This window comes from Bradyrhizobium sp. CCBAU 45389, assembly GCF_028128625.1.
Lineage (GTDB): Bacteria > Pseudomonadota > Alphaproteobacteria > Rhizobiales > Xanthobacteraceae > Bradyrhizobium > Bradyrhizobium liaoningense_B.
The window spans coordinates 114,633-124,721 of the sequence record NZ_LBIY01000085.1; the positions used below are offsets into that span (position 1 = coordinate 114,633).

Annotated in this window: 10 protein-coding genes; 5 read left to right on the forward strand and 5 right to left on the reverse strand. The window is 63.2% G+C overall.

Going from position 1 to position 10,089, the window contains the following annotated elements:
- Nucleotides 1-30: 30 nt before the first annotated feature.
- Together mnmG and mnmE are read right to left on the reverse strand one after the other, a co-directional pair.
- Nucleotides 31-1,911, reverse strand: coding sequence for a tRNA uridine-5-carboxymethylaminomethyl(34) synthesis enzyme MnmG (gene mnmG / locus XH79_RS15680; protein ID WP_271582200.1), 1,881 nt, complete (start codon nt 1,909-1,911; stop codon nt 31-33).
- 620 nt (nt 1,912-2,531) lie between these two features.
- Nucleotides 2,532-3,878, reverse strand: coding sequence for a tRNA uridine-5-carboxymethylaminomethyl(34) synthesis GTPase MnmE (mnmE, locus tag XH79_RS15685; RefSeq protein ID WP_271582201.1), 1,347 nt, complete (start codon nt 3,876-3,878; stop codon nt 2,532-2,534).
- Between mnmE and XH79_RS15690 the strand changes: the two genes are divergently transcribed.
- Complete coding sequence (locus XH79_RS15690; RefSeq protein WP_271582239.1) at nt 3,842-4,078, forward strand: hypothetical protein; 237 nt, start codon at nt 3,842-3,844, stop codon at nt 4,076-4,078. The genes mnmE and XH79_RS15690 overlap by 37 nt on opposite strands.
- Before the next feature lie 111 nt (nt 4,079-4,189).
- Here the strand turns inward: XH79_RS15690 and rho are convergent, their stop codons facing one another.
- Together rho and hemJ are read right to left on the reverse strand one after the other, a co-directional pair.
- Entirely contained in the window at nt 4,190-5,455 is a 1,266-nt protein-coding gene (gene rho, locus XH79_RS15695; RefSeq protein WP_011083462.1) for a transcription termination factor Rho, read from the reverse strand.
- Between the two features lie 246 nt (nt 5,456-5,701).
- Complete coding sequence (gene hemJ / locus XH79_RS15700; RefSeq protein ID WP_271582202.1) at nt 5,702-6,136, reverse strand: protoporphyrinogen oxidase HemJ; 435 nt, start codon at nt 6,134-6,136, stop codon at nt 5,702-5,704.
- 458 nt (nt 6,137-6,594) lie between these two features.
- Here hemJ and XH79_RS15705 point away from each other — a divergent pair, with 458 nt between their 5' ends.
- The 4 genes from XH79_RS15705 to dnaQ are packed head-to-tail and all read left to right on the forward strand — an operon-like array spanning nt 6,595 to nt 9,433.
- A complete protein-coding gene (locus XH79_RS15705; protein ID WP_271582203.1) occupies nt 6,595-7,434 on the forward strand; it encodes a pyruvate, water dikinase regulatory protein in 840 nt (279 codons plus the stop codon).
- Nucleotides 7,435-7,442: 8 nt separating this feature from the next.
- A complete protein-coding gene (locus XH79_RS15710; RefSeq protein ID WP_271582204.1) occupies nt 7,443-8,051 on the forward strand; it encodes a Maf family nucleotide pyrophosphatase in 609 nt (202 codons plus the stop codon).
- A 23-nt stretch (nt 8,052-8,074) separates the two neighbouring features.
- A complete protein-coding gene (coaE, locus tag XH79_RS15715) occupies nt 8,075-8,674 on the forward strand; it encodes a dephospho-CoA kinase (RefSeq protein WP_212348484.1) in 600 nt (199 codons plus the stop codon).
- A 39-nt stretch (nt 8,675-8,713) separates the two neighbouring features.
- Nucleotides 8,714-9,433 carry a DNA polymerase III subunit epsilon gene (dnaQ, locus tag XH79_RS15720; RefSeq protein WP_271582205.1) on the forward strand — a complete coding sequence of 240 codons (720 nt, stop codon included), beginning with the start codon at nt 8,714-8,716 and terminating at the stop codon, nt 9,431-9,433.
- Between the two features lie 9 nt (nt 9,434-9,442).
- Here dnaQ and secB read toward each other — a convergent pair whose 3' ends face one another.
- Complete coding sequence (secB, locus tag XH79_RS15725; protein ID WP_018646030.1) at nt 9,443-9,931, reverse strand: protein-export chaperone SecB; 489 nt, start codon at nt 9,929-9,931, stop codon at nt 9,443-9,445.
- Between the last annotated feature and the right edge of the window lie 158 nt (nt 9,932-10,089).

Consider the following 10,089-nt stretch of genomic DNA (forward strand, 5'->3'; position numbering starts at 1 on the left):
TGTTTCACGTGAAACGCCTATGCGATTGGCTTATGCGATTGCCTTGGAAGTCTTCCGTGCCTCACGGCGGAGATAGGCCGCGAGGATGCCGAGCGCCGCCGGCGTCATGCCATCGATCCGGCCGGCCTGGCCGACGGTGAACGGCCGTGCCTTCTCGAGCTTGGCGCGGACCTCGTTGGAGAGACCGGGGACCTGTTGGTAGTCGACCTCCGCCAGCACCATCCCCTCGTCGCGCCGGAAGGCTTCGACATCGGCGCTCTGGCGCTCCAGATAGACATCGTACTTGGCGTCGATCTCGAGATGCGTGGCGATGACGGGATCGATCGCGAACAGCTCCGGCCAGATCGCGCGAACCTGGCTCCAGCCGATCTCCGGATAGGCCATCAGCTCGAAGGCCGAGCGGCGCTGGCCATCCCGGTTCAGCGACAGTCCGTGCTTGATCGCCTCGTTCGGGGTGATGGTCAGCGACTTCGACAGGGTCCGGGCGGCGTTCAGGGCGTCCATCTTGGCGCGATGATGCCGGGTCCGGGCACTGCCGACGCAGCCGAGCGCGATCCCCTTCTCGGTCAGGCGCTGATCGGCATTGTCGGCTCGCAGGGTCAGCCGATACTCGGCGCGCGAGGTGAACATCCGATAGGGTTCGCTAATCCCGCGGGTGACGAGATCGTCGATCATCACGCCGAGATAGCCATCGGCACGGTCGAACACCGTCAGCGCGGCGCCACTCGCAGCGAGCGCGGCGTTCAGGCCGGCCACGATGCCCTGCCCGGCGGCCTCTTCGTATCCGGTGGTGCCGTTGATCTGCCCGGCCAGGAACAGTCCGCGCAGACGCTTGGTCTGCAGGGTCGGATCGAGCTCGCGGGGATCTACGTGATCGTATTCGATGGCGTAGCCGGGGCGGACCATCTTCACCCGCTCAAGGCCGGGAATGCTGGCAAGGATCGCGAGCTGAACCTCTTCCGGCAGCGAGGTCGAGATGCCGTTGGGATAGACGGTCGTATCGTCGAGCCCTTCCGGCTCCAGGAAGATCTGGTGGCCATCGCGATCGCCGAAGCGGACGATCTTGTCCTCGATCGAGGGGCAATAGCGCGGACCAGAGCTCTTGATCTGACCGGAGTACATCGGGGAGCGATGGACATTGGCCCGGATCACCTCATGGGTCGCGGGCGTGGTCCGGGTGATCCCGCACTGGATCTGCGGGGTCGTGATCCGCTCGGTCATCACCGAGAACGGCTCCGGCGGCTCGTCTCCGGGCTGCATTTCCACCGCTGACCAGTCGATCGTGGTGCCGTCCAGACGCGGCGGCGTCCCGGTCTTGAGCCGTCCGAGGGAGAAGCCGGCCCGCTCAAAAGAGCTGGAAAGCCCCATCGCAGGTGCCTCCCCGACGCGGCCGGCGGGCCAATTCTTCTCACCGAGATGGATCAGGCCACGCAGGAAGGTCCCGGTGGTGACGACAACGGCCCCTGCCCGAAGCTCCCGGCCGTCGGCCAGGCGCAGTCCAGTGACCCGTCCCTCAACCACGATCAGCTCGTCAGCCTCGCCCTCGATGACGGAAAGTCTCTCGGTCTCCCGGATCGCGGTCTGCATCGCCGCGGCATAGAGCTTCCGGTCGGCCTGGGCCCGCGGACCACGCACGGCCGGGCCCTTCCGACGATTGAGAACGCGAAACTGGATGCCGCCGGCATCGCCCACACGGCCCATCAGACCGTCGAGAGCATCGACCTCGCGGACCAGATGGCCCTTCCCGAGACCGCCGATCGCGGGATTGCAGGACATCGCGCCGACCGTGGAGAAACGATGAGTCACCAGAGCGGTCGCCGCGCCCATCCGGGCAGAAGCAGCCGCAGCCTCACAGCCGGCGTGGCCGCCGCCAATCACGATGACGTCGAAACTCTCTCGCTCTGTTCGCATGGGCGGACTTCTATCCCAGAGCGGAAAAAGCCGGAAGTGGAAACTGGGTGGGGCAGTGTTTCACGTGAAACAGGGTGTCCCGGCGTGGGAGAGGCTTTTTGACGAGAACAACCCCATGCACAGTAGAGGCGGTGTTGAAGGGACTATTGTTTCACGTGAAACAAGGTCAGGTCCGAGCGCAGAAAGGGATTGCATAGTCGACCTCTCACCGCGTTGGGCACGGGTCGGGAGAGGACGACACCGACCGGCCGAGCGCAGCGAAGCAATCCAGAATCCCCCCGCGGAGGCAATCTGGATTGCTTCGTTGCAGGGCTCCTCGCAATGACGAGGTTGGGGCGCAGCCGCCGGCCCAATTCCTCGTTGCTGGTGGCGGGAATATCAGATCCCGCAGACGAAACCTGAGAGGCCGAACGGCGCGCCGCTGTTTCACGTGAAACAGAAGGGAACCGATCCCCGTCCCCGGATGGAGCGGAGCGAAATCCGGGAAGTGTCCCCGTCGGAGCATCTGTCCCGGATTGCGCTCCGCTCCATCCGGGCTACAAGGCTGGAACAGCGAGCCAGCGTTTCATGTGAAACACAAGTAATGGAACAAGTGCTAGTTCTACAATGAAGAACTAGCGCTACTTTCCGATGCAGAATTTCTGGAAAATGGCCCCGAGGACGTCCTCGACATCCACCCGGCCCAGCAGGCGCCCCAGAGCATAGGCGGCGGCACGCAGCTCTTCGGCCGCGAGCTCTTCGCCCTCTTCTACAAGCTCCAGACTCCGGCGCAAGCTGTCTGACGCCTGGCGTAACAGGTCGCGCTGGCGGGCCCGGGTCACCAAGGCGCCCTCGGTCGTCCCGAAGAAGCTGACCGCGAATTTGACGAGCGCAGCGACCAGCTCAGGAATGCCATCGCCCCGGCTTGCCGAAATCCCGAACTCTCCCGGCTCGGATCCCCCGACCCCGCCAAGGTCGATCTTGTTGCGCACGATCCAGACCGAGCTGGATCGATCGTCTTCGGATGTCCGCAACGACCGCATTGCCTCGGGACCGACCGGCCCCTCACCCTCGACCAGCCACAAGACCAGGTCCGCGTCCTCGGCCCGCGCCCGTGCGCGGCGCACACCTTCCTGCTCGACCGGATCGTCGGTCTCGCGAATGCCGGCGGTGTCGATGACCGTGACGGGATAGCCGTCGAGATCGAGCTGCACTTCGATCACGTCACGCGTGGTGCCGGCATGCGGCGACACGATCGCGACGTCGCGGCGCGCGAGCTGATTCATCAGCGTCGACTTGCCGACATTCGGCTCGCCCGCGATCGCAACCACGAGGCCGTCGCGCAGACGTTCAGAATGTCCCTGTGCCGCAAGCACTTTTGCAATTTCGTCGTGCAGCGCTTCGATCGCTTTCACCGCCGGCGCCCTCAGCTCCGCCGGCACATCGCCTTCATCGGAAAAATCGATGCCGGCCTCGATCAGCGCGGATGCCTCGATGATGCGCTCGCGCCAGTCGCGCGCGCGGTCGCCGAGCAGGCCCTGCAGCTGACGCAGCGCCTGGCGGCGCTGGCGGTCGGTGTCTGCATGAATGAGGTCGTCGAGGCCCTCGGCCTCGGTCAGGTCGAGCTTGCCGTTCTCGAAGGCGCGCCGGGTGAACTCGCCGGGCTCGGCCGCGCGCGTATTCGGAATAAAAGAAATAGCGGCGAGGAGCGCCGCCAGCACCGCGCGGCCGCCATGGACGTGGAATTCGGCGATGTCCTCGCCGGTCGCGCTGCCCGGCCCTGGAAACCAGAGCACGACAGCGTCGTCGATCGGCTGGCCCGCGCCGTCCCTGAGCAACCGGCGGCTCGCCTGCCGCGGCGCCGGCGATTGGCCCGCGAGCGTCGTCAGCACCAGGCCGGCCTGCGAGCCCGACACGCGCACCACGGCGATCGCGCTGGGCGCCCGGCCGGATGACAGCGCAAAAATGGTCTGGTCTCGCGGATGCATGGCCTATTTGTCCGGCTGCCAGTGAAAAGGCAAACATCCGTTTTTGGCCGGCCAGCGCCGGGATTTTGCCGCACCAGATCTCGCAACAATTTATGCTGCATCGCAACAATCCCGCAGCATTTTTGCTGCAAGAATACGCCCTTGCGCGGCGGACAGGCCGGCGGCAATTCAAGTATTATTTTGATATATCAACAGATTAAAAGACGCCCCGAACTTCGGTGGCTGGCTGCCATTCATGCTGCACTTCGCTGCAGCAAAGCCGCAACAAAAAGGGCGCCCGAAGGCGCCCTCTGATCTTTGCTGCACTGCACTCAGGTGTTCATGGAGTCGAAGAACTCCGAATTGCTCTTGGTCGAGCGCAGCTTGTCGAGCAGGAAGTCGATCGCGTCCATCGTGCCCATCGGATTGAGGATACGGCGGAGCACGTACATCTTCTTGAGCACCTGCGGATCGGTGATGAGCTCCTCCTTGCGGGTACCGGAGCGCGAGATGTCGATCGCCGGGAAGGTGCGCTTGTCCGAGACCTTGCGGTCCAGGATCAGTTCCGAGTTACCGGTGCCCTTGAACTCTTCGAAGATGACTTCGTCCATACGGCTGCCGGTATCGACCAGCGCGGTCGCGATGATGGTCAGCGAGCCGCCCTCCTCGATGTTGCGGGCGGCACCGAAGAAGCGCTTCGGGCGCTGCAGTGCGTTGGCGTCGACACCGCCGGTCAGCACCTTGCCGGATGACGGCACCACGGTGTTGTAGGCGCGGCCGAGGCGCGTGATCGAATCGAGCAGGATCACGACGTCGCGGCCATGCTCGACCAGGCGCTTGGCTTTCTCGATCACCATTTCGGCGACCTGGACGTGGCGCACCGCCGGCTCGTCGAAGGTCGAGGACACGACCTCGCCCTTCACCGAGCGCTGCATGTCCGTGACTTCTTCCGGACGTTCGTCGATCAGAAGAACGATCAGGTAGCATTCGGGATGATTGTGCGTGATCGAGTGCGCGATGTTCTGCATCAGCACGGTTTTACCGGTACGCGGCGGCGCCACGATCAGCGCGCGCTGGCCCTTGCCGATCGGGGCTACGATGTCGATCACGCGTGCAGACAGGTCTTTCCGCGTCGGATCGTCGATCTCCATGCGGAAACGCTGGTTCGGAAACAGCGGCGTGAGGTTGTCGAAATTGACCTTGTGCTTGGCCTTTTCCGGGTCCTCGAAATTGAGCGTGTTGACCTTCAGCAGCGCAAAGTAGCGCTCGCCCTCTTTCGGGCTGCGGATGTGGCCTTCGATGGTGTCACCGGTGCGGAGGCCGAAACGGCGGATCTGCGAGGGCGAAACGTAGATGTCGTCCGGGCCCGGCAGATAATTGGCATCGGGCGAGCGGAGGAAGCCGAAACCGTCGGAGAGCACTTCGACGACGCCTTCGCCGACGATATCGGTCTCGGCCAGCGAGAGCTGCTTGAGGATGGCGAACAGCAGCTCCTGCTTGCGCATGGTGCTGGCGTTCTCGACCCCATTCTCTTCCGCGAACGAGACGAGCTCGGCCGGGGTTTTCGACTTGAGGTCCTGGAGTTTAATTTCCCGCATTGGGGTGGTCCTGTGGGGTAACCTTGGAAGGGGTGCGAGGAGGCTCTGAAATGCGGACGTGAGAAGATAAGGTCCGCAGGTCTGGCAAGGAGAGTGCCGGTGAGGCTTCAAACCTGATGCGGTGTCCGGCCTCTGGAAAGCTCAGACACAACCACATCCGCCTGCGTTGGGTGGGATATCGATAATATAGAAAATCGCTCCCTTCTCCGCAAGCCGAAGCGCTGAGCTAAACCGCGCGGGGCTTGCCTAGAACGGCTTCACGATCACCATGATGACGATGAGAATCATCAAAACGGTCGGCACCTCATTGATAATCCGATAGAATTTCTGGCTTCGCGGACGCCTGTCGGCGGCGAAATCCTTGAGCCAGCGGGAAAAAAAGCCGTGGACCGCCGACAGCACCAGAACCAATGCCAGTTTTACGTGCAGCCAGCCGAACGTGAACCAGTGGCCGGACCAGGCGAGAAAGAGCCCGGCGAGCCAGGTAACGATCATCGCGGGGTTGATGATCGCCTTAAGCAGCCGGCGTTCCATGATTTTGAACGTCTCCGACTGCTTCGAGCCGATCTCGGCGTCGCAATGATAGACGAACAGCCGCGGCAGATAGAGCATGCCCGCCATCCAGGAGATGACGGCGATCACATGCAGCGCCTTGATCCAGAGATAGACGTCTTCGAACATTTTCGCGGCCCGGATTGATGCCCAGCGAAAGGAGCTGGGGATAGTAAGAACCCGTTAAGGTCTTACCCTGCACACATATCCGTCCGTAGCGCCTTCCTCAAATCTAGAATCTTAGATTCTTAAAGGTTTGAGTCTTAGTGACCGTGGATTGGACTCACGCAATTCCGTCCGCGTGTTCACGCGCGCTTGTTCACATTCCTCAACATATCCTGGGCCAGTTCGGCTTGTTCCGATAAGCCGTCCGGACTCAAAGGCTTGCGTCCGCTCGTCGGCAGCTTATCAAGGGGGTTATCCGCGCAATCCCGCTTCCCGCTTGAAGAGCCGCCGGACTTGTTCTGACGGTCACCGGTGTGAAGAAAATTGGCACTTGTCCCGTCCCTGGTGTCGCACATCCCTTTCCAAGCGGTTAAGCTCCACAGAAATCCACAAACCACCCCGCCCTCATCCCAAGAGTTTTTGTGCCGACCTCGAACAATTATTTCCATCTGCACCTGGTCTCCGACTCCACCGGCGAGACGCTGATCACGGTCGCGCGCGCCGTCGCCGCGCAGTATGCCAACGTGACGCCGGTCGAGCATGTCTATCCGCTGGTGCGGAGCCAGAAGCAGCTCGACCGGGTGCTCGACGAGATCGAGGAAGCGCCGGGGATCGTGCTGTTCACGCTGCTCGAGAAGGATCTCGTCGCCAGGCTCGAGGACAAGTGCAAGCAGATCAATGTTCCCAGCCTCTCGATCATCGGGCCGGTGATGCAGCTGTTCGAAGCTTATCTCGGCGCTGCGACCACGGGCCGCGTCGGCGCCCAGCACGTGCTCAACGCGGAATATTTCAAGCGCATCGACGCGTTGAACTACACGATGATCCATGACGATGGTCAGCATGTCGAAGGTCTCGACGAGGCCGACGTGGTCCTGGTCGGCGTGTCACGCACCTCGAAGACGCCGACATCGATCTATCTCGCCAATCGCGGCATCCGCACCGCCAACGTGCCGCTGGTGCCCGGCATTCCCGTGCCGGCGCAGCTGGAGACGCTGACGCGCCCGCTGGTGGTGAGCCTGCACGCGACGCCGGAGCGTCTGATCCAGATCCGCCAGAACCGCCTGCTCTCCATGGGCGCCGAATCCGGCAGCGACACCTATACCGACAGACAGTCGGTCACCGAGGAGGTCGCGTTCGCGCGCAAGCTGAGCGCCAAGCACGATTGGCCGCTGCTCGACGTCACGCGGCGCTCGATCGAGGAAACCGCCGCGGCGATCATGAAGCTCTACAGCGACCGCCAGCGCAACCGGCCGTCGGAATAGTTTCCGCGATGGCTCTGTGGCTCGGCAAAACTCCGTTGATCCTGGCCTCGCAAAGCAGCGCGCGGAAAATGCTGCTGGCCAATGCCGGGCTCGCATTCGAAGCCGTCACGGCTGACATCGACGAGCGCGGCATCCAGGCGAGCTCCAATCTCGGAGATCCGCGCGAGATCGCGCTGCTCCTGGCCCGCGAAAAGGCCAAGGCGGTCTCTGCCGATCGTGCTGGAAGCTATGTGATCGGCGCCGATCAGACACTTGCCCTCGGGAGTCGTCTCTTCAACAAGCCGGCCGGCCGCCCGCAGGCGCTGGCGCAACTGCGCGACCTCGTCGGCAACAGCCACGAGCTGAATTCCGCCGTGGCCGTGGCGCGGGACGGCAAGATCGTTTTCGAGGATGTTTCGGTGGCGCGCATGACCATGCGGCAGATGAGCGAGGCCGAACTCTCGGCCTATCTCGACGCCGCCGGCGATGCCGTGACCAGAAGCGTCGGCGCCTATCAGCTCGAGGGCCTCGGCATCCATCTGTTCGAGCGCATCGAGGGCGACCATTTCACCATTCTCGGCCTGCCGCTGCTGCCGCTGCTTGCGTTCCTGCGGAGCGAACAGCTAATTGCGGTGTAGATGCTAGAGAAGGCTGGGCGCTGATGCGGATCCTGGGACTGACCGGCTCGATCGGAATGGGCAAATCCACCACCGCGAAATTGTTCGCGGAGGCCGGTGTGCCCGTCTACGACGCCGATGCCGCCGTGCATCAGCTCTATGAGGGCGAGGCCGCGCCGGCGATCGAGGCCGCCTTCCCCGGCACCACCGTGAACGGCAAGGTCGATCGAACAAAACTATCGGCGCGCGTAGTGCACGATCCCGCCGCGATCAAGCAGCTCGAGCAGATCGTCCATCCGATGCTCGGCGCCTCTCGGAAGAAGTTCTTCGCCGACGCCGAGGCCGCCAAGGCGCCGGTCGTGGTTCTCGACATCCCGCTCTTGTTTGAAACCGGCGGCGAGAAACGGGTCGACGCGGTGGTCGTGGTGTCGACATCGCCGGAACTCCAGCGTGAGCGGGTGCTGGCGCGCGGCACGATGGACGAGGCCAAGCTCGATGCCATCATCGCCAAGCAGACGCCCGATGCCGAGAAGCGCAAGCGGGCCGATTTCGTGGTGGATACCTCACACGGACTTGAGCCGGTGCGCGCCCAAATCAAGCACATCCTGACCGAGGTCGTTAAGATGCCGCAGCGGCGAGCCTGATTCGCCGCTCTCACACGGCCTCTCATTTTTCCCAGGATCATGCGCGAAATCGTCCTCGACACCGAAACCACCGGCCTCGATCCGCTCCGCGGCGATCGCCTGGTCGAAATCGGCTGCGTCGAGATCTTCAATCGCATGCCGACGGGACAGACGTATCACGTCTATATCAACCCCGAACGGGACATGCCGGCGGAAGCCTTCGCGGTGCACGGGCTGTCGGCCGAATTCCTCTCGACCAAGCCGCTGTTCCACGAGGTCGTCGATGCGTTTCTGGAGTTCATCGGCGATGCGCCGCTGGTGATCCACAACGCCTCGTTCGACATCAGCTTCATCAATGCCGAGCTCGACCGGATCAAGCGTGCCGCGGTCCCGCGCGAACGGTTGGTCGATACGCTGCTGCTGGCGCGCCGCAAGCATCCCGGCGTGTCGAACCGGCTCGACGATCTCTGCTCGCGCTATTCGATCGACAATTCACACCGCACCAAGCACGGCGCGCTGCTCGACGCCGAACTGCTTGCGGAAGTCTATGTCGATCTGGTGGGAGCGCGGCAGTCGCAGCTGCTGCTGGCTTCGGACGCCGAAGAAATTCGCGTCAGTACGGCCGGCGACGCGCCGCGGCGGCAGCGTTTGGTGCCGCTCGCGCCGCGGGTTTCAGATGCCGAGCGGGAGGCCCATCGGGCCTTCATCGCGACGATGGGCGAAAAGGCGATCTGGAACGAGTTTTTGCCCGCTCCAGCGATCGCCGATCCGGCTGGTTAGGATCGCAAGTTAGGCCTGGCCGGTCTGGCCACCCTGGGCGGCCATCTGCCGTTCCATGTTCTGGCGATAGAGACCGACGAAATCGACGGGGTCCAGCATCAGCGGCGGGAACCCGCCGTCGCGCACCGCGGTGGCGATGATCTCACGGGCGAACGGGAACAGCAGCCGCGGGCATTCGATCATGACCAGCGGGTGCAGGTTCTCCTTCGGCACGTTGACGATCCGGAACACGCCGGCATAGGCGAGCTCGAACGAGAACATCACCTTGCCCGCGGTCTCGGCCTTGCCTTCGACCGTCAGCGTCACCTCGAACTCCTGCTCGCTGAGGTTATTGGCGCCGACATTGATCTGGATGTTGATCTGGGGCGGTTGGCCCTGCTGCTGGAGCGAGCTCGGCGCGTTCGGATTTTCGAACGACAGGTCCTTGGTATATTGCGCCAGCACGTTGAGCTGGGGAGCCTGGGCCGCCTCGGGAGGGGTACCGTTACCGTTGGTCATAGAAGTGTCTCCTTACCCGATTGGGGCTGAATTTCGCGGCGGTTGGCTAACATAGGGCTGCCTCGTTCCACAAGGACGAACGGTCCCGGACGGGGGATTCAGGCCGTGCCCGCAACTGTGACGTTCCGAGCGGACTTTAGGCGAAATCGCGCCTTAAA